Below are 17146 nucleotides of genomic sequence, written 5' to 3'. Positions count from 1 at the left end.
GGATGATTAACGTCCTCGTCGTTGATGATGAGCTGCCCGCCGTGGAAGAACTCGCTTTCCTGCTGGGCAGGGACGCCAGGATCGGCAAAATCCTCCGCGCGACCTCCGGGACCGAAGCCCTGCGGGCCTTGTCCACCGGGTCCGTGGACGCCGTCTTCCTGGACATCCATATGCCGGCCGTCTCCGGACTGGACGTCGCCCGCGCCATTTCCACGAGCAGCAATCCGCCGGCGGTAGTGTTTGTCACCGCGGACGAGGAGCACGCCCTGGCGGCCTTCGAACTCGCCGCCGTCGACTACCTCCTCAAGCCCATCCGGGCAGAGCGCCTGGCCCGGTCGGTGGGCCGGATCGCAGAGCTGCGCGACGGCGGCGGCTCGCCGGAGATGATCACGGTGGACCAGGGCGGAACCACCAAAATGATCAGGCGCGACGACGTCACGCACGTGCAGGCGCAGGGAGACTATGCCCGGCTCCACACAGCCGACGCCAGCTACCTCATCCGGGTCCCGCTGGCCGATCTTGAGCAGCAGTGGGCGGAAGCCGGTTTTATCCGTACACACCGTTCCTACCTGGTGTCACTCAAGCACGTCACCTCCATGAAGCTTGCGGCCGACGGTCCCTGCGTCACGGTGGCAGGGGCCAGCCTTCCGATCAGCCGGCGACACCTGCCCCTGGTGCGGGAAAAGCTTGAGGCCACCCGGATCAGGCCCAGCGCATGACCAGGGTGCGCGTGACCGCTCCCGCCACCGCGGCCCGGGCCGCGCAGGAGAGCCGCGAAGCCGCGCTGGAATCGGACGTGGGCCAGGTTTTCGTCCGGTCCCTGATCAGGTCGCAGCTGCGGCTGGCCCTGGTAGTGGCCTTCGGCTTCCTGCTGATCCTTGCCGCGTTTCCGCTGCTCCTGGCAACAGTCCCGGGCCTGTCCGAAGCCCGCGTGGCGGGGATCCCGTTCGGCTGGCTCCTGCTGGGGGTGGGAATCTACCCCGTGATCGGGCTCAGCGCGTGGCTGTACATCCGGACTGCCGCCCGCAACGAGGCCCGCTACCGCGACCTGGCCGGTGACCAGTGAGCGCGGTGCCCAACGAGCATCGTGCCGGTGACCAGGGTGCGGTCGGGCGGGGCAAGGTGACGCCGCAGTGAATCCCGGCGTGGCGATCACCGCCCTGGCCGTGGTTTCCGTGGCCACAGCGGTGATCGGCTTCTACGGCCTGCGGATCTCCCGCACCACCGGCGACTTCTACGTGGCATCACGGACCGTGCGCCCCTGGTGGAATGCCTCGGCCATTGGCGGCGAGTACCTGTCCGCCGCGAGTTTCCTGGGTGTGGCCGGACTCATCCTGCTGTCCGGTACCGACGCGCTGTGGTTTCCGGTGGGATACACGGCGGGGTACCTGATGCTGCTGCTGTTCGTGGCGGCGCCGCTGCGGCGCTCCGGCGCGTTCACGATTCCTGATTTCACCGAGGCCAGGCTGGACTCGCGGGCCGTCCGCAAGGTCACCAGCCTGGTGGTGGTGCTGGTGGGCTGGCTCTACATCGTCCCGCAGCTGCAGGGCGCCGCCCTGACCATCCGGATCACCACCGGCCTGCCGTCGTGGGTGGGTTCCTTGGCTGTGGTGGTGGTCGTCTGCCTCACGGTGGTGGCTGGCGGGATGCGCTCCATCACGTTCGTCCAGGCGTTCCAGTACTGGCTGAAGCTGACAGCCCTGGCGGTGCCCGTGCTGTTCATCATGTTCATACTCGCCGGCAACGGCACCCCCGAGCTGTCGCCGCCCGCGGTCAATCCCACCGGTGCACCCCCTGCAGGGCTCTACCAGGGCGTTTCCCTGATGGTGGCCCTGCTGTTCGGCACGCTGGGGCTGCCGCACGTGCTGGTCCGGTTCTACACCAACCCGGATGGTCAGTCCGCGCGGCGGACCACCCTGATCGTCCTGGGGCTGCTCTCCGTCTTCTATCTGTTTCCCACCGCCTGCGGTCTGGTGGCACGAATGTTTGCCCCGGACCTGGCCCGTTCCGGCCAGGCCGACGCAGTGGTGCTCCTGCTCCCGGGAAAACTGGTGGGCGGAACGGCCGGGGAACTGCTCTCGGCGCTGGTGGTGGCCGGCGCTTTCGCCGCGTTCCTGTCCACCACGTCGGGCCTGGTGGTCTCCCTGGCCGGCGTGATCAGCCAGGACGTCCTGGGCGGTGGCGTCAACGGGTTCCGGCTCGCGGCGGTGGTGTCCGCCGTCGTGCCGCTGGGATTTGCCTTCGTGACCGATTCCTTCACCCTGGCCGGCAGCGTAGGCCTGGTATTTGCCTTTACCGCCTCCACCGTTTGTCCCGTCCTGCTCCTGGGCATATGGTGGCGGGGCCTGACCGACGCCGGCGCCATCGCCGGGATGGTGACCGGCGGGCTTCTGTGCGGCGGGGCCATGATCACCAGCGCGGTGGCAGGGGCCGGGAATACCCCGGGCTGGCTGGCACAGCCGGCTGCGTGGAGCGTCCCCGCAGCCTTCGCGGTGATGGTGGTTGTTTCACTCGCCACTGCCCGGCGGGTACCGAAGACCATGGCACGGGTCATGACCCGCCTGCACACCCCGGAGCGGCCGCTGGCCACGGAACGCTGATGGGTGGACAATGACGCCATGTCCACTGACGGCGGAAGTCCGTTAGGCCGGCAGGAGCCGGTGCCTCCGGCGGTGCGTGCGCAGTTGCTCGCCACCGAGCACTGGGGCCTGCTGGCATCCCGCAGCACCACCCAAAGCGAGGTCCTCACCAGGATCAGCATGTTCCTGACGTTCACCTCGGCGAGTATTGTCAGCGTGGCCCTGGTGGGCCACGCCACCAGGTTTTCGGATGCGTTCGTCCTGCTGGCCGTGATTGTCCTCTTCATCGACGTGGCCATGGGCCTGCTCACCCAGGTCCGGGTGATGAACGTCGGCAACGAAGACCTCATGTACGTGACCGCCATGAACAGGCTCCGGGCCGCCTACGTTGACCTCGACCCCGGCGTGGCGCCGTACCTCCTGGCGGCACACCACGACGACGAGGCCGGTTCGGCGCGCACCTACTTCTTTTTCGGAAACCGCAGTGCGTTCAGCCATGTGGCCGGGAGCAGCATGATCTTCATGACCACCGCCAACGCGGCCCTGATTGCCATCCTGTCCGGGCTGCTGCTCACGCTGTTCGGGGCAGGGATGACGGCGGCGATCATCGTGGGTGCAATCTGCGCCGTCGCGTTCGTGATTGCGTGGTCCGTCTACGGCTACCGCAGCTACGCCGGAATCTGGCGAAGGTTCACGCCGCTGTCCCCCACCCCGCCGGGCGAAAGCTGAGCCTCGCCGGCCGGGTCAGTCGATCGCAGCCATCAGTTCGACGACCCGGTCCAGGAACGCATCCACCTGGGCTTCCTCGTAGCCTTCGCGGCCGACGGCGGGCCGGAATACCGCCCGTCGGACGCTGTCCACGCTCAGCGGCTTGTCCTGTTCCAGGTACGCCACGAGTTCCCGGCACAAGCGGTCCACGTCTGCCGTATTGTAGCTGCGCGCCTTCTTCCTGGCTGGGCGGCGGAAACGCTCGCCGTCGGGCCGGTGCAACCGCCCGCGGAGGATCCCGGAAAGGTTCCCGATCTCCCGCAGCCAGGCTTCCTCGCCCTGGGCTGCAATCAGTTCATCCCGTTCCCTCCTGGCGAAGGCGTCCTCAAGCCGGTCCAGGGCAGCGTCCACCACCGCGGCCGAGTAGCCGCCCTTGACCGGATCAAAGGAGACAGCCCGGACGTCGGCACTGTTGACGGGATGGGTTGCGGCTTCGGGGGTTTCCAGGGAAACCCGCGCGCGCTGCAGGAACTGGTCAACCTGCCTGGCGTTGTACCCGTACTCGCTGCGCTGCACGCGCTCAAAGGACCCGGGGATCTGCCGATGAATGTCCAATGCCACTGTGATTCCTTCAATGCTCTTCGGCCGTAGCGCCGCTGCACCAGTTTAGAGGTGCCGGGCCGGCCGGGTGTGTGTCAGGCTCCGGCGACCAGTCCGTAAAGGACAAAGACAACAGGGGATGCAAACACGATGGAGTCGAGCCTGTCCATGACTCCACCATGCCCGGGCAGGATGCTGCTCATGTCCTTGACGCCCAGTTCGCGCTTGACCATGGATTCGGCGAGGTCGCCGGCCGTGGAAGCGGCCACGGTACCGACCGCCAGCACCACCCCCACCCACCAGGGCTTGTCGAGGATGAACAAGCAGGCAAGGATGCCGATGAGCACGGCGCCGCCCACCGAACCGGCGAATCCCTCCCAGGACTTCTTCGGGCTGATCTTGGGCGCCATGGGATGTTTCCCCAGGGATGCACCCACCAGGTAACCGAAGGTGTCGTTGGACACGACCAGCAGGAGCATCACCGCCACCTGCCACGCCCCTTCGGGAATGGTCCCACCGGGCCAGAACCCCAGCGGGGAGGCCCCGCCGGTGGCGTGCAGCGGCAGCGCCGCGAAGCTGATGAAGAACGGGACCCAGCCCAGGGTGAAGACGCCGGCAAAGATACTGTTGGCCGAGCCTGCTGCGCTTTCGATGGACCGCCACAGGAGCACGGCGACAGAACTGAGCAGCATGCCGAACAGCAGGCTTTCGATACCGCCGAAGTAGGCCACGAACGGCATGGCCACCGTGCCGGTCATAACCGGCACGATGGGCATCCTGGTTCCGTTGGCTTCCAGCGCCCGATAGATTTCCCAGACGCCGAAGACGGCGAAGGCTGTGGTGACGGCAACGAAGGCGAGCGGGAGGAACAGGAGTCCGCCCAGCACCGCAAAGAGCATGGCAAGGCCCACCACGACGGCGGCCGGCAGGTTGCGGCCGGCCTTCGGCGTCGGATTGCTCCTGGGCTGCTTCCCCCGTGTGCGTGCCCGTGGTGCGGGGGCCTGATCTGCCTGGCCCATTAGACTTCGAGCAGCTCTGCTTCCTTGCGCTTCAGAAGCTCGTCGATGCCATCCACGTGGGCCTTGGTGATGCTGTCCAGTTCCTTCTCGGCGCGGGTGCCCTCGTCCTCGCCGGCCTCGCCGTCCTTGACCAGCCGGTCCAGGGTTTCCTTGGCCTTGCGCCGGATGTTGCGGATGGAGATCTTGGCGTCTTCGCCCTTGGTCTTGACGATCTTGACGTATTCCTTGCGGCGTTCCTTGGTCAGTTCCGGAATGGTGATCCGGATGACGTTGCCGTCGTTGGACGGGTTGGCGCCTACCTCGGAGTCGCTCAGCGCGCGTTCGATATCTCGCATCGCGGTCTTGTCGAACGGGGTGATCAGGATGGTCCGTGCGTCCGGGATGGCGAACGAGGCCAGCTGCTGCAGCGGCGTGGGGGAACCGTAGTAGTCCACCAGGACCTTGTTGTAGAGTCCCGGGTTGGCCCGGCCGGTGCGGACGGCGGCGAAGTCTTCCTTAGCCACTTCTACAGCCTTGTCCATCTTCTCTTCGGCTTCGAGCAAGGTTTCTTCTATCACGGTCTCTCCTGACGGTTGTGGTGCAGTCCGGGGCGCCGGCTCCGTGCACGTGGTTCTCGGTTGCTGTTTCCGTCCCCCGCTCTGGAAAGCGGGGGGCGGAACTTTCCTGAAAACATCCTAGCGGCAGCTAGGCAGTGACCAGCGTGCCCAGCTTTTCGCCGAGGATGGCGCGGGTGACGTTGCCTTCACCTTCCATGCCGAACACCACCATGGAGAGGTTGTTGTCCTTGCACATGGTCATGGCCGTCTGGTCCATGACACGGATGTCGCGGCGGAGCGCATCGTCGTAGCTGAGCGTTTCAAGCCGCTCGGCAGAGGGGTCCTTCTTGGGATCGGCGGTGTATACGGCGTCCACTCCACTCTTGGCCATCAGGACGACGTCGGCGTGGACCTCGAGCGCACGCTGCGCGGCAACGGTATCGGTGGAGAAGTAGGGCAGGCCCGCTCCGGCGCCGAAGATCACCACGCGGCCCTTTTCCATGTGCCGGATGGCGCGGCGGGGAATGTAGGCCTCGGCCACCTGGCCCATGGTGATGGCGCTCTGGACACGGGTCTCCACGCCGGCCTGTTCCAGGAAGTCCTGGAGGGCCAGGCAGTTCATGACGGTTCCCAGCATGCCCATGTAGTCGGCGCGGGAGCGGTCCATGCCGCTCTGGGACAGTTCGGCGCCGCGGAAGAAGTTGCCGCCGCCAACCACGATGGCCACTTCAACCTCGGGGACGGCCGCCGCGATCTGCTTGGCGACGTCGCGGACGGTTTCGGGGTCGACGCCCAGTTTCCCGCCGCCGAAGACCTCGCCGGAAAGCTTCAGGAGGACCCGGCGCCTGCTTTTCTCTGGCTGGATTACAGTGTTGACGGCTTCCATGATGCCTTCCCGTTGATGACTCTGAAAAAAGGTTATCCTGCCGGTACCAAAGGTCGATACCGGCGGCGGTTCGCACAGATCGGGTGCATGCAAAAGGGGCGGCCACCGAAGTGGCCACCCCCTTGCAGTTTCGACTAGGAGCCGACGCGGAAACGCGTGAACGCGGTTCCCTTGACACCGGCCTCTTCGAGGACCTGTGCCACGGACTTCTTGGCGTCCTTCGCGAATGCCTGGTCAACCAGGACCTCGCCCTTGTAGAAGCCGGTCACGCGGCCTTCCACGATCTTGGTGAGGGCGGCTTCGGGCTTGCCTTCGGCCTTGGCGGTTTCTTCGGCGATGCGGCGCTCGGACTCCACCAGCTCGGACGGAACGTCGTCGCGGGTCAGGTAGTTCGGGGCCATCGCGGCAATGTGCACGGCAACGTCGTGGGCGGCAGTGGCAGCGGCTTCGCCTTCACCGTCGACTGCGAACAGCACGCCAACCTGGGCGGGCAGGTCCTTGGAGGTCTTGTGCAGGTAAGCGTCAACCGTGGCACCCTCAACGCGGGAGATTCGGCGGACAACAACCTTCTCGCCCAGGACGGCGCCTTCTTCGACGACGACCTCGGACAGCGGCTTGCCGTCGACCTCGGTGGCGAGCAGGGTCTCCAGGTCGGCAGCGCCGGACTCGACGGCAACGGCCAGGACCTTGTCAGCCAGCTGGATGAACTTGTCAGCCTTGGCAACGAAGTCGGTCTCGCAGTTGACCTCGATCATAACGCCGACGCCGTTGCTGACCTTGGCAGCCACGAGGCCTTCGGCGGTGGAGCGGCCTTCACGCTTGGTGGCGCCCTTGAGGCCCTTGATGCGGATGATTTCGATGGCCTTCTCGGCGTCGCCGTTGGCTTCGTCAAGAGCCTTCTTGACGTCCATCATGCCGGCGCCGGTGCGCTCGCGCAGGGCCTTGATGTCCGCGGCAGTGTAGTTCGCCATGTGAACCCCTCTGTCTAGAAATTTGTTGTGGTGTACGGACCGACAGGACGGCTGCCCATCTTCATGGGCGGCCATCCTGTCAGCAGATCCGGCTGCAGGCAGCGCGGAGAATCCGGATTTAGTTGTCTTACTTGGCGTCGTCGGCGGGAGCTTCGGCAGCAGCCGGAGCTTCAGCTTCTTCTGCCGCGGCAGGGGCAGCAGCCTCTTCGGCCTTGCTGCCTTCGAGGAGTTCGCGCTCCCACTCGGCCAGCGGCTCTTCCGGAGCTTCGGCAGCACCCGAGCCGCGGTTGTTGCGGGCGATGAGGCCCTCGGCAACAGCGTCGGCAACAACGCGGGTCAGGAGGTTCACGGAGCGGATGGCGTCGTCGTTGCCCGGGATCGGGAAGTCGACTTCGTCCGGATCGCAGTTGGTGTCCAGGATGGCCACAACCGGGATGTTCAGCTTCTTGGCCTCGTCAACGGCGAGGTGTTCCTTCTTGGTGTCCACGACCCAGAGCAGGGACGGTGCCTTGGTGAGGTTGCGGATACCGCCGAGGTTGGACTCGAGCTTGGTGAGTTCGCGCTTGAGGAGCAGCAGCTCCTTCTTGGTGTACGCGGAACCGGCGACGTCGTCGAAGTCGATCTCTTCGAGTTCCTTCATGCGCTGGATGCGCTTGGCGACGGTCTGGAAGTTGGTAAGCATACCGCCGAGCCAGCGCTGGTTGACGTAGGGCTGACCAACGCGGGTTGCCTGCTCGGCAATTGCTTCCTGGGCCTGCTTCTTGGTGCCGACGAAGAGCACGGTGCCGCCGTGGGCAACAGTGGCCTTGACGAACTCGTAGGCGCGGTCGATGTAGGACAGCGACTGCTGCAGGTCGATGATGTAGATGCCGTTGCGCTCGGTGAAGATGAAGCGCTTCATCTTCGGGTTCCAACGGCGGGTCTGGTGTCCAAAGTGGACGCCGCTGTCAAGCAGCTGGCGCATGGTTACGACGGGCATGCCGACGCTCCTTCCGGCAGGTCATTCATGAGAGAGCCCTCAGGCTTCTTACCCTGCCAATAGTTGACGGTTGATTTAGCGTGGCCCGGGGCTGGGCCGTGCTCCTGGCATCCATCACGCTTCCCATCCGCGCTGTAGGGCACGGACCGCAGGAGGCATGATCCTCTGAAGGCTGGGCTGGAGCTTTCACCTTGTGGAGGGCTGGATGCGCGTAGTCAGCTGCCGTTCCCCCACACTCCTGAATGGGGCGTGCCGACGCAATCCGGACAGGCAAATGCACCGCAGGGGTGATCCACTGTTACGGGAAGCGTTGAGGGCGCAGCAAACTGCTCCACCAAGTGTACTACAGGGACCCGCTTCCGCCGGACAGCAGCGGCGGGCAGGAACGGCTTATCCACATAGGTCCCGCCGTGCCTGCCGGCCCCGCTTTTCCGGGCGCATGCTGGCCCCATGAAACCCCAGCTTCTCCTGGCCGCACTGCTGATGCTCCCCGCTTCGGTGGGGTCCGCAGCACAACCCCCGCCGTTCAGCCCCGCTCCCCTTTCGGCCCCGGCGGGGACGACTGCGGGGACGACGACGGCCGAGGACATTGGCCCCGATGTTGCGGCACCCTCCTGGCAGTGGCCGATGGCGCCCCGGCCGCGGGTGCTGCGGGATTTCGATCCTCCACCGAAGCCATGGCTGAGCGGGCACAGGGGCGTGGACCTCGCGGCAGCGCATGACGGTATGGCGGTTATCTCTCCGGCAGCCGGTACGGTCAGCTTCGTGGGCGTCGTGGTTGACCGTCCCGTGATCACCATCGACCACGGGAACGGACTGCGGAGCAGCTTCGAACCGGTTGAGAGCACCCTCGCGGCCGGGGCCGCGGTTGAGGCCGGCCAGGTTGTGGGCACGGCACTTCCCGGCCATTGCGGAACTGCAGCCTGCATCCATTGGGGCGTGCGTCGGGGCGACGATTACGTCAATCCCCTGCAGTTCGTCATGGACCTGAGGCCTTCCATCCTCCTGCCACTGGGCGGGCCACCCTAGTGAAGCGAGATCACACAACGGCGACCGGAGACAGAAGACAGTCGCTCAAACGATGGCCGAGATGCCGGTGATGGCCCGGCCGGTGACCAGGGTGTTGATTTCGGCGGTTCCCTCATAGGAGTAGATGGCCTCGGCGTCGGCAAAGATCTTCGCCATCGCGTAGTCCGTCACGATGCCGTTGCCGCCCAGGACGCTCCGGCCGATGGCCGCGCTGTCCCGCATCCGCTCCGTGGTGAAGGCCTTGGCCAGGGCGGACTGCTCGTCCCTGGCCATCCCGGCGTCTTCGAGCTGCGAGAGCCGCACCATCATTCCCATGGAGCTGACGGCGTTGCCGAGGATCGTGACCAGCTGGCTCTGCACCAGCTGGAAGGACGCCAGCGGCCGGCCGAACTGGTGCCGCTCCACCGCGTAGCGTCGGGCGACATCGAAGGTGGCCAGCTGCTGGCCCACCGCCTGCCAGGCGACACCGAGGCGGGTGACTTTGAGGACTTTGTTGACGTCGCGGAAACTGTTGGCGTGCTCCAGCTTGAAGAAGCCGGGCACCACCACGTTGTCCAGGGTGATGTCGGCGTTTTGGACGGTGCGGAGGGAGATCTTGTTCTCAATCTTTTCCGCGCTGAACCCCGGGAGTGCGGTATCCACCAGGAAGCCCTTGACCTGGTTGTTGTCCACGTCGCGGGCGTAGACCACTACCCAGTCGGAGAAGGTGGCGTTGCCGATCCAGCGCTTGGCCCCGTTGAGGATCCAGTTGCCGCCGTCCCGCCGGGCGGTGGTCCGCGTACCGCCGGCAACGTCGCTTCCGCCCAGCGGCTCGGTGAGCCCGAATGCTCCGATTTTCTTCAGGGCGTAAATATCGGGAAGCCACGCGTCCTTCTGCTCCTGCGAGGCAAGGGTTTCGATGGACCCGATAAACAGCCCGTCGTGAACGCCCATGAAGGTGGCGATAGAGGCATCGGCGCGTGTTACTTCGGCATGGAGCAGGCCGGCGAACAGGTTGGAGCAGCCCTGCCGCCGGACCGGGCTGACCAGGTCAAGCTCGGCGAGCTTGGGAATGAGGTTCATCGGGAACTCGCCACGGTTCCAGAAGTCCACGGCGATCGGCCGCACTTCCCGCGCCAGGAAGTCCCGGACTTCGGCCAGCCGGTCCTGCTCCTTGGCGGTGAGCAGCTGCTCAAAGGCGTAGAAGTCGCCGTCGGCGTAGGGAAGGTCAAAGGGGTCTGCAGCAGGCGTGGACATGGTTGCCCTCCAGGTGTTCAGCGGCCGGTACTCTCCACAGCGGAGAGGAGTAAGTTACTGGTCAGTAACATACCGCACATCAGGCGCTTAACAAAGGAAACCGCGGCCGACGAGAATCGTCGGCCGCGGTTTCAGGAGTAGGGCTACTCGGACTTGAACCGAGGACCTTAGGATTATGAGTCCCGCGCTCTAACCAGCTGAGCTATAGCCCCGTGCCGCCCGGCCACAGCGAAAACGAACTGCGGCGGCAGGGCAAAAACACTCTAGCAAAACCTGGAAGGGGTTTTAGACCACCTTGTCCTCGTAACCCGCGCCACGGTAGAGGTCTTCGAAGGTCTGCAGGGTGCCCTGGATGCTATGCGGTTCCACCATCGCCCGGCTTGCCCTGCCCATGGCCTCCTGCTGGTCCTTGGGCAGCTGGAGGATCTGGGTGATCTTCTTGGCCAGGTCATCGCTGTCATTGGGGGTGAAGAGGTAGCCGTTTTCGCCGTCGCGCACCAGGTGCGGCAGCGCCATGGCGTCCGCCAGCACCACCGGGGTGGAGGCGGACATGGCCTCGAGGGTCACCAGCGACTGCAGCTCAGCAGTGCCCGGCATGCAGAAAAGATCTGCCTTGATATAGGCCTTCCGCAGGTCCTCGTCGCTGACCAGGCCCAGGAACTTCACCCGGCTGCCCAGGCCCAGCCGCTGCACCAGTTCCTCCAGTGCGGTCCGGACTTCGCCGCCGCCCACAATCTCCAGGTGCACGTTCAGTTCCGGCGGGGTCTTGCCGATGGCCCGGATGAGGACGTCGACGTGTTTTTCCTCCGCGAGCCGGCCGGCGAACATCACGGTGGGGTGCGGGTGCGGCTCGATCAGCTCGCCCGGCTGCAGCTCGTAGGCGGCGGAGTCGATGCCGTTGGACAGCGGCAGGACCTTGCGAAGGAACGCATGCTCGTGCATGGCCTTGGCCGCGAGCGGCGTGGGGGTGGTAATCACGTCCGCCTGGCCCATCACCTTGCCCATGTCCTTCCAGGAGATGCGGCCGATGATGTCCTTGAACCACTGCGGAAATGGCAGGAACGGGTTGAGGTTTTCCGGCATGAAGTGGTTGGTGGCCACGATCCGCACACCGCGCTTCACGGCCTCGTACAGAACGTGCTCGCCGATCATGTAGTGGCTCTGGATATGGACCACGTCGGGCTTCACGCGGTCGAACAGCAGGCTGATTTCCTTCTTGATTTCCCAAGGGAAGCAGATGCGGAAGTATTCATGGGTGGGGGCGGCGTGGGAGCGGAGCCGGTGCACCGTCGCCTCCTCACGGAACTCCGTGAAGCTCTTCCCCTTGCCGTCCCGGCAGGCCAGCACGTGCACGTTGTGGCCCCGGCCGGTCATGCCCTTGGCCAGGCGATAGCCGAACTGGGCTGCGCCGTTGACGTGGGGGGGATAGGTGTCCGCGGCGATCAGGATGGTCAGTGGCGGCTGGTCGGCTGGCGTGGTCACGTGGAAAACTCCTGATGGTCACGGTGCGGACAGCGATGACTGGCAGCACGGCTGGCCCGGCGTGGTTCTGCCCGGCTTCGTGGACTTTGCTGGATCTGTAGTGGAACGGGCTAGTGGGAGGGCCTGCCCGCGGTCTTCCGCGCGTCCTTCTTGCGCTTGGTGACCTCGGGATGGTGGCGGGAAAGGGCGATAACCCCAACGATAGCAAGGGAAGCTGCGGTTCCCATGGCAATCGCCATAACGGCATGCACATCGGGCCGGAGTTCGCCGAGGATGACGATCCCGATGGCTATCCCCACAAGAGGATCGATCACTGTGAGGCCCGCGATCACGAGGTCTGGCGGACCCGAGGAGTAGGCGCTTTGGACAAACCATGACCCCAGCCCTCCTGCGGCGATGAGGGCCACTACCGAATACCACTGCACGTTCAGCAGGAACAACCCGTTGGGATCCAAAAGGTGTTTGCCAATGATGCGGGTGAGGACGGCCACGAATCCAAAGAGGACGCCGGCACCAAGGATATAGACGAAAGCGTTTATCCGGTGCTTGAACATGACGGCCAATGTGCCGAAGAGTCCAACGGCGAGGGCCAGCAACAGCACGATGGTGAGTTCGGCGTCAAGGCTTACGTGGTGGTTTTCCTGGGTGACGGTGACCGCCAGGAGGACAAAGAGCGCAGACCCGGTCACGCAAGCGGCAATGGCCACTACCGTTGCCCGGTTAATGGTCAGGTCTTGGTCCTTGGCATTGATGATGGTTGTGATGACGAGGGCGATGGCGCCGATTGGCTGGACGACAGTGAGCGGGGCGGACACGAGCGCCACTGCGTTCATGGCCATGCCAGCGCACAGCAGCAGGAGGCCGAACACCCACCGCGGGTTCCTGAGCAGGCGGAGGAAGCTGTTCGAGCTGAGTGCCAACCCCCCGGTGTCTGCCTTGACGGCGCTGCCCTGCCGCTGGGCACCCAGGGCGAGGCAGAAGGCTCCAAGCAGTGCAAGCAGAACGGCCACCCAGACCATCAGGTGGTCCCGCCGTCGTGATGCTGCTGCATTCTGCCTTTCCGCAGGATGGCCCAAAAGTAGTTGTAGGCCGCGACCCAGTGGCCGATCAGACCGAGGCCCAGCACAATCCAGGCGGCCACGAACAACCCGTCCGAGAATCCGGTATCCAGCTTTGAAAGAACCAGCATCGGCGTCCCCAGGAGAAGCAGCCCGGTCCGCACTTTGCCCACCACGCTGACCGGAAGGTCGGGGTGGCCGCCGAAGAACGAGAGCGTCAGGACAAGCAGGACGGCGTCCGGAACCACCAGCGCTGCCAGATACAGCCAATGGACGACGCCGGCAATCACCAGCGTGACCGCTACGGCGATCAGGGCAAGCCGGTCGGCGATGGGGTCCAGGACACGGCCCAGCTTCGAAGCCTGGTCGAAGCGGCGGGCGATGTAGCCATCGATCCAGTCGGTGCCTGCCATGACGGCGAGGACAACTACTCCGGCGCCGTATTCCTTCTGTGCCAGGACCAGCCAGATGAAGAGCGGAACCCCCATGAACCGCACCACGGTGAGCAGGTTGGGGATGGTGAACACAAGGTCATGGTCAACCTGCGGGCGTCCGGGACGGGCGCCGGCACCGATAAATTTCACCCGTCCCCCTTCCCTTCCTGCGCTTGGTTGGCGCGGTCTTGTCGTGGCCGGCAAGCGTGCCGGCGATCAATGGCCGGTGGGCCGGCTGCTAGTACGTCCGGATCAGCTTCCGGAGCAGGACCAGCAGGACCGTCCCCGCGGCCGCCAGTGCCGCCAGCGGCTTCCAGCGCATTTGCAGTCCCTCCGTGGAGCCGGAGAGCGCGGCCAGCCTTGCGCCCGCGGAATCCTTGGCGCGGAGGGCGAGTGCCTGGCCCTCCCGGACCTTGCCCTGGGCTGCGGCGAGCAGGTACTGCGCCTGCGTTTTGACGTCCAGTTGGCTGCCGAGCTCGTCGCGGGCCTCGGTGAGGTGGTGGCGGCGCTGGTTGAGGCGGCGCGCCAGCTCCGGTTCGGAAGCGTGCGGGAATTCCTTGTCGTGCTCGGCCGCCTTTGCCGCCTTCTCGGCCTTGGCCTTGGCGGCCGCCTGCTCCTTGGCAGCCTTGGCAGCTTTTGCCTCGGGGCTGTCCGGGTCGAGGACCGCGGCGTTGAAGGCGGAACCTTCCCTGGCGACGCCGACGTCGTGCTTAATGCCCCGAATTGTTTCTTCCGGAAGCAGGGGCATGGCCTTCTTGAACTTGCGCAGGCCGATCAGGCCGCCGATGAGCGCTATCAGCAGGAACGCCGCGGATACCAGCAAAGCCGCCAGCCAGGCGGGCATGATGGTGGCCAGTCCCATGATGGCCGCCACGATGAGCCCGATCACCAGGAATGCCAGGAAGACCAGTGCCACGGCGAAGAAGGCGGCAGCGACGCCCACCTGGACGCCCTTGCGCTTGAGTTCGAACTTGGCGAAGGCGATCTCGTCGTTCAGCTGGCGCGGGGCCAGCCGGAAGAGGAGTTTTAGCGTCCTGGGCAGCGCGGTGATGCGCAATCCGGGGCTGGTGCCCCCGCTGTGACGTCCGCTCATCGGTTCCGCCTTACTGGTTTTGTTCGATCCGGCTTCCGTATCCTGCAGGAAAGTGCTCGGCACAGTCCCCGGCACAAAACTACCATTCAGGTTCAGGGCGAACTTCGGGGCTTGCCGGACGGCGCGGCCTACAACGCTGAAAAGCCCGGCCCGCCGGGCCTAGGATTGACATCCGTGACCATTCCCTCCAATCCGGGCGATTTGCTGAGCCGACGCCGGAAGCTTCTGTACATCCTCCTTCTCGGTGCGCTGACGGCCCTGGGTCCGTTCACGATCGACCTCTACCTGCCGGCGTTTCCCGCCCTGGAGGCGAGCCTTGGGGTTACCGAGGCTCAGGTCCAGCTGACCCTGGCCGGGACGACCGTGGGCTTTGCCTTCGGGCAGCTGGTAGTGGGCCCGTTCAGCGACAAGTTCGGCCGAAGGTATCCGCTGATCCTGGCCACGGCCCTGCACATCGCCGCGTCACTGGGGGCGGCCCTGTCCACGGACATCACCACGCTGGGCATCTTCCGGGTACTGATGGGCGTCGGCGCTGCCGGTGGCGGCGTGGTTGCGATGGCCATGGTGCGTGACCTCTTCTCCGGGTATGCGATGGTGCGGATGTTCTCCCGGATGAGCCTGGTCAACGGCCTGGCGCCGATCCTCGCACCGGTCATCGGATCGCAACTGCTGCTGGTGATGGAGTGGCCCGGGATCTTCGTGTTCCTTGCCTCCTACGGCACCGTGGTCATTGTCGCCGCCCTGTTCCTTGTCCGCGAGACCCTCCCCCGGGAAAAGCGCGGCCAGAGCGGTATGACCGTCCGGCAGCGTTACCGCGTGCTCTTCAGCGACCGGATCTTCGTGGGCCTGCTCATGGTGGCGGGGCTTAATTTCGGCGGGCTCTTCACGTACCTCTCGGCCTCACCCTTCCTGTTCCAGGACGTGTTCGGGTTCTCGGCCCAGGAGTACGGCCTGCTGTTCGGCATCAACTCCCTGGGCATCGTGGCCGGAGTGCAAACCAGCTCGCGTCTGATCCGCCGGGTTCCCCCGCAGTGGATCCTGGCCGGGGCCACGGCCTGGCTGTTCTTCATGGCCATGCTGATCGTGCTGTTCGACCAGCTGGGCCTTGGCCTGTGGGGCGTCATGGTCCCGCTGTGGTTCTACATCATGGGCACCGGATTCATGTTCCCCTGCGTCCAGGTCCTTGCCCTGGCCAGCCATGCCTCCCAGGCAGGCACTGCGGCGTCCCTCCTGGGTGCAGCCACCTTCATGATCGCCGGCCTCATTTCGCCGGTGGTGGGCTGGCTGGGCATCACCAGCGCCACGCCCATGGGGGCAGTCCAGGCAGCCTGCATCCTGCTGGCCATCGCGGCCCTCTGGCTGGTGGTCCGCCCGCGCACGGTCCCGTCAATCCACTGATGCACTCCATGGACTGTTCCACTGACCAGCCCCGGCAAGCACCCGGAGGGAAGAAGCCATGACCCGCAAGCCGCAGCGCAATGGACGCGGGCTCTTCCTCGGCGCGGTGCTGGGCGCCGTCGTGGGCTATGTGGCAGGGCGTGCCCTGGGCATCCCCGCCATGGGCATCGCGCTGGGCGCTGTGGCGGGCGCGGCGCTGCTGTACCGGGTGAACCCGGGCCCTTGGCGCCGGGACTAGGACCGGGACCGGGACCGGGACCAGCCCTAGCCGGGAGCCGCCTGGCCTGCCTTGTCTCCGGAATCTGCCCCCGCTGCGCCCCTCCCGCGATAAAATGTGTCCGTGCCCAGCTGGCAGGATCAACCGCCACTTCCGGCCACATGGCAACGGTGCGACGCCGGGATTCTGCCATTGTGGTGGGAGCGGCTGCGCGCCCAGATGGGACAGCAGTCTGCTGCACTGTACGCGGCTGGCCTCTTTACCGAGGACCGGCGCCGGCCGATTGCCCAATGGTTCAACCCCGCGTTCAAGGCGGCCCTGCTGGTGGCCCCGGAAACCTCCCCGGAATGGCCCGTGCAGCGGTTCGGGATCTTCTACGCGCCGCCGGACACCGGATTCGTCCGGATCCACTCGGCCTCGCATGAATGGAGCCCGCGGCAGCCGCGCCGGTCCCCTACGGAAAAGGAAGCCTTCGAGGCCGCCATCGCCGAGGCCGAGAGGTTCCTGCAGGTGGAAATGGATTTCGTCTGAACATGAAAAAGTCCCCGTCCTTCCAGCTGGAAGGACGGGGACTTTTTGGTGAAGCTCCTCCTGCTGGACTTGAACCAGCAACCCTTCGATTAACAGTCGAATGCTCTGCCAATTGAGCTAAGGAGGAATGAAGCAGGTATGACATTAGCAAAGGTGTCCGGCGAAAGTGAAATCGGCGGATTTCAGCGGCAAAAGGGGTTGCCCCCGGACGCACAGCAGCCCGCCGGACAACAAAAATCCCCGCTCCGGAAGACCGGAACGGGGATTGGAAGCTCCTCCTGCTGGACTTGAACCAGCAACCCTTCGATTAACAGTCGAATGCTCTGCCAATTGAGCTAAGGAGGAATGAAGCGGGTATTAGCCTAGCAAACACCTGCCCGGGAAACGAAA

Annotated in this window: 19 protein-coding genes and 3 tRNA genes; 8 read left to right on the top strand and 14 right to left on the bottom strand. The window is 65.3% G+C overall.

The window, feature by feature from the left end; translation table 11 throughout:
- Window positions 1-2 precede the first annotated feature (2 nt).
- The 4 genes from AC5RUO_RS11170 (at window position 3) to AC5RUO_RS11155 (ending at window position 3308) form a co-directional block, all read left to right on the top strand.
- Window positions 3-719, top strand: a complete 717-nt coding sequence (locus AC5RUO_RS11170) for a LytR/AlgR family response regulator transcription factor (protein WP_494010487.1) — start codon at window positions 3-5, stop codon at window positions 717-719.
- Window positions 716-1066 carry a DUF485 domain-containing protein gene (locus tag AC5RUO_RS11165; protein WP_494010488.1) on the top strand — a complete coding sequence of 117 codons (351 nt, stop codon included), beginning with the start codon at window positions 716-718 and terminating at the stop codon, window positions 1064-1066. Before AC5RUO_RS11170 ends, AC5RUO_RS11165 begins: the two co-directional genes overlap by 4 nt.
- Before the next feature lie 67 nt (window positions 1067-1133).
- Complete coding sequence (locus AC5RUO_RS11160; protein ID WP_494010489.1) at window positions 1134-2600, top strand: sodium/solute symporter; 1467 nt, start codon at window positions 1134-1136, stop codon at window positions 2598-2600.
- Window positions 2601-2618: 18 nt separating this feature from the next.
- Entirely contained in the window at window positions 2619-3308 is a 690-nt protein-coding gene (locus AC5RUO_RS11155) for a hypothetical protein (RefSeq protein WP_494103533.1), read from the top strand.
- 15 nt (window positions 3309-3323) lie between these two features.
- On the opposite strand, the gene AC5RUO_RS11150 is transcribed toward AC5RUO_RS11155, so the two are convergent.
- The 6 genes from AC5RUO_RS11150 to rpsB form a co-directional block, all read right to left on the bottom strand.
- Window positions 3324-3908: a DivIVA domain-containing protein gene (locus AC5RUO_RS11150; RefSeq protein ID WP_494051535.1), complete on the bottom strand. Its 585-nt coding sequence runs from the start codon at window positions 3906-3908 to the stop codon at window positions 3324-3326.
- A 74-nt stretch (window positions 3909-3982) separates the two neighbouring features.
- Entirely contained in the window at window positions 3983-4906 is a 924-nt protein-coding gene (locus AC5RUO_RS11145; protein WP_494010491.1) for a phosphatidate cytidylyltransferase, read from the bottom strand.
- Window positions 4906-5463 (bottom strand): ribosome recycling factor, encoded by a 558-nt coding sequence (gene frr / locus AC5RUO_RS11140; RefSeq protein ID WP_009357884.1) that lies wholly within the window; start codon window positions 5461-5463, stop codon window positions 4906-4908. The genes AC5RUO_RS11145 and frr overlap by 1 nt, the downstream gene beginning before the upstream one ends.
- Before the next feature lie 127 nt (window positions 5464-5590).
- Window positions 5591-6328 carry a UMP kinase gene (pyrH, locus tag AC5RUO_RS11135; RefSeq protein ID WP_009357885.1) on the bottom strand — a complete coding sequence of 246 codons (738 nt, stop codon included), beginning with the start codon at window positions 6326-6328 and terminating at the stop codon, window positions 5591-5593.
- 134 nt (window positions 6329-6462) lie between these two features.
- Window positions 6463-7299 (bottom strand): translation elongation factor Ts, encoded by an 837-nt coding sequence (gene tsf, locus AC5RUO_RS11130; RefSeq protein ID WP_142044739.1) that lies wholly within the window; start codon window positions 7297-7299, stop codon window positions 6463-6465.
- Window positions 7300-7426: 127 nt separating this feature from the next.
- Window positions 7427-8278, bottom strand: coding sequence for a 30S ribosomal protein S2 (gene rpsB / locus AC5RUO_RS11125; protein WP_009357887.1), 852 nt, complete (start codon window positions 8276-8278; stop codon window positions 7427-7429).
- A 450-nt stretch (window positions 8279-8728) separates the two neighbouring features.
- Here rpsB and AC5RUO_RS11120 point away from each other — a divergent pair, with 450 nt between their 5' ends.
- A complete protein-coding gene (locus AC5RUO_RS11120) occupies window positions 8729-9307 on the top strand; it encodes a M23 family metallopeptidase (RefSeq protein ID WP_494103532.1) in 579 nt (192 codons plus the stop codon).
- Window positions 9308-9352: 45 nt separating this feature from the next.
- Here the strand turns inward: AC5RUO_RS11120 and AC5RUO_RS11115 are convergent, their stop codons facing one another.
- From AC5RUO_RS11115 to AC5RUO_RS11090, 6 genes are all read right to left on the bottom strand, one after another.
- Window positions 9353-10543 (bottom strand): acyl-CoA dehydrogenase family protein, encoded by a 1191-nt coding sequence (locus AC5RUO_RS11115; protein WP_494103531.1) that lies wholly within the window; start codon window positions 10541-10543, stop codon window positions 9353-9355.
- 138 nt (window positions 10544-10681) lie between these two features.
- Window positions 10682-10755: transfer RNA gene (locus AC5RUO_RS11110), tRNA-Ile, on the bottom strand.
- A gap of 73 nt (window positions 10756-10828) precedes the next feature.
- A complete protein-coding gene (locus AC5RUO_RS11105; RefSeq protein WP_494010494.1) occupies window positions 10829-12025 on the bottom strand; it encodes a glycosyltransferase in 1197 nt (398 codons plus the stop codon).
- 110 nt (window positions 12026-12135) lie between these two features.
- The gene (locus AC5RUO_RS11100; RefSeq protein WP_494010495.1) at window positions 12136-13044 is read right to left on the bottom strand and encodes a DMT family transporter; all 909 of its coding nucleotides are present in this window, start codon (window positions 13042-13044) and stop codon (window positions 12136-12138) included.
- A complete protein-coding gene (locus AC5RUO_RS11095) occupies window positions 13044-13667 on the bottom strand; it encodes a CDP-alcohol phosphatidyltransferase family protein (RefSeq protein ID WP_494103530.1) in 624 nt (207 codons plus the stop codon). Before AC5RUO_RS11095 ends, AC5RUO_RS11100 begins: the two co-directional genes overlap by 1 nt.
- Before the next feature lie 88 nt (window positions 13668-13755).
- Window positions 13756-14610, bottom strand: a complete 855-nt coding sequence (locus tag AC5RUO_RS11090) for a phage holin family protein (RefSeq protein ID WP_494103529.1) — start codon at window positions 14608-14610, stop codon at window positions 13756-13758.
- 174 nt (window positions 14611-14784) lie between these two features.
- Between AC5RUO_RS11090 and AC5RUO_RS11085 the strand changes: the two genes are divergently transcribed.
- The 3 genes from AC5RUO_RS11085 to AC5RUO_RS11075 all read left to right on the top strand — a co-directional run bounded on the left by AC5RUO_RS11085 (window position 14785) and on the right by AC5RUO_RS11075 (window position 16756).
- Window positions 14785-16008, top strand: a complete 1224-nt coding sequence (locus AC5RUO_RS11085; protein ID WP_494010498.1) for a multidrug effflux MFS transporter — start codon at window positions 14785-14787, stop codon at window positions 16006-16008.
- 58 nt (window positions 16009-16066) lie between these two features.
- Entirely contained in the window at window positions 16067-16246 is a 180-nt protein-coding gene (locus AC5RUO_RS11080) for a YMGG-like glycine zipper-containing protein (RefSeq protein ID WP_494010499.1), read from the top strand.
- A 102-nt stretch (window positions 16247-16348) separates the two neighbouring features.
- Window positions 16349-16756: a hypothetical protein gene (locus AC5RUO_RS11075; RefSeq protein ID WP_494010500.1), complete on the top strand. Its 408-nt coding sequence runs from the start codon at window positions 16349-16351 to the stop codon at window positions 16754-16756.
- Between the two features lie 54 nt (window positions 16757-16810).
- On the opposite strand, the gene AC5RUO_RS11070 is transcribed toward AC5RUO_RS11075, so the two are convergent.
- Both AC5RUO_RS11070 and AC5RUO_RS11065 read right to left on the bottom strand, forming a co-directional pair.
- A tRNA-Asn gene (locus tag AC5RUO_RS11070) sits at window positions 16811-16883 on the bottom strand.
- Between the two features lie 145 nt (window positions 16884-17028).
- Window positions 17029-17101: transfer RNA gene (locus AC5RUO_RS11065), tRNA-Asn, on the bottom strand.
- Window positions 17102-17146 lie beyond the last annotated feature (45 nt).

The sequence above is a fragment of the Arthrobacter sp. Y3221087 genome (genome assembly GCF_059089905.1).
This window is presented reverse-complemented; position numbering and strand designations above follow the sequence as displayed.

Coding starts and splice junctions, on each gene's coding strand:
- AC5RUO_RS11170 (WP_494010487.1), top strand. CDS start 3: ATGATTAACGTCCTCGTCGTTGATGATGAGCTGCCCGCCGTGGAAGAA.
- AC5RUO_RS11165 (WP_494010488.1), top strand. CDS start 716: ATGACCAGGGTGCGCGTGACCGCTCCCGCCACCGCGGCCCGGGCCGCG.
- AC5RUO_RS11155 (WP_494103533.1), top strand. CDS start 2,619: ATGTCCACTGACGGCGGAAGTCCGTTAGGCCGGCAGGAGCCGGTGCCT.
- AC5RUO_RS11145 (WP_494010491.1), bottom strand. CDS start 4,906: ATGGGCCAGGCAGATCAGGCCCCCGCACCACGGGCACGCACACGGGGG.
- pyrH (WP_009357885.1), bottom strand. CDS start 6,328: ATGGAAGCCGTCAACACTGTAATCCAGCCAGAGAAAAGCAGGCGCCGG.
- tsf (WP_142044739.1), bottom strand. CDS start 7,299: ATGGCGAACTACACTGCCGCGGACATCAAGGCCCTGCGCGAGCGCACC.
- rpsB (WP_009357887.1), bottom strand. CDS start 8,278: ATGCCCGTCGTAACCATGCGCCAGCTGCTTGACAGCGGCGTCCACTTT.
- AC5RUO_RS11120 (WP_494103532.1), top strand. CDS start 8,729: ATGAAACCCCAGCTTCTCCTGGCCGCACTGCTGATGCTCCCCGCTTCG.
- AC5RUO_RS11115 (WP_494103531.1), bottom strand. CDS start 10,543: ATGTCCACGCCTGCTGCAGACCCCTTTGACCTTCCCTACGCCGACGGC.
- AC5RUO_RS11100 (WP_494010495.1), bottom strand. CDS start 13,044: ATGGTCTGGGTGGCCGTTCTGCTTGCACTGCTTGGAGCCTTCTGCCTC.
- AC5RUO_RS11090 (WP_494103529.1), bottom strand. CDS start 14,610: ATGAGCGGACGTCACAGCGGGGGCACCAGCCCCGGATTGCGCATCACC.
- AC5RUO_RS11080 (WP_494010499.1), top strand. CDS start 16,067: ATGACCCGCAAGCCGCAGCGCAATGGACGCGGGCTCTTCCTCGGCGCG.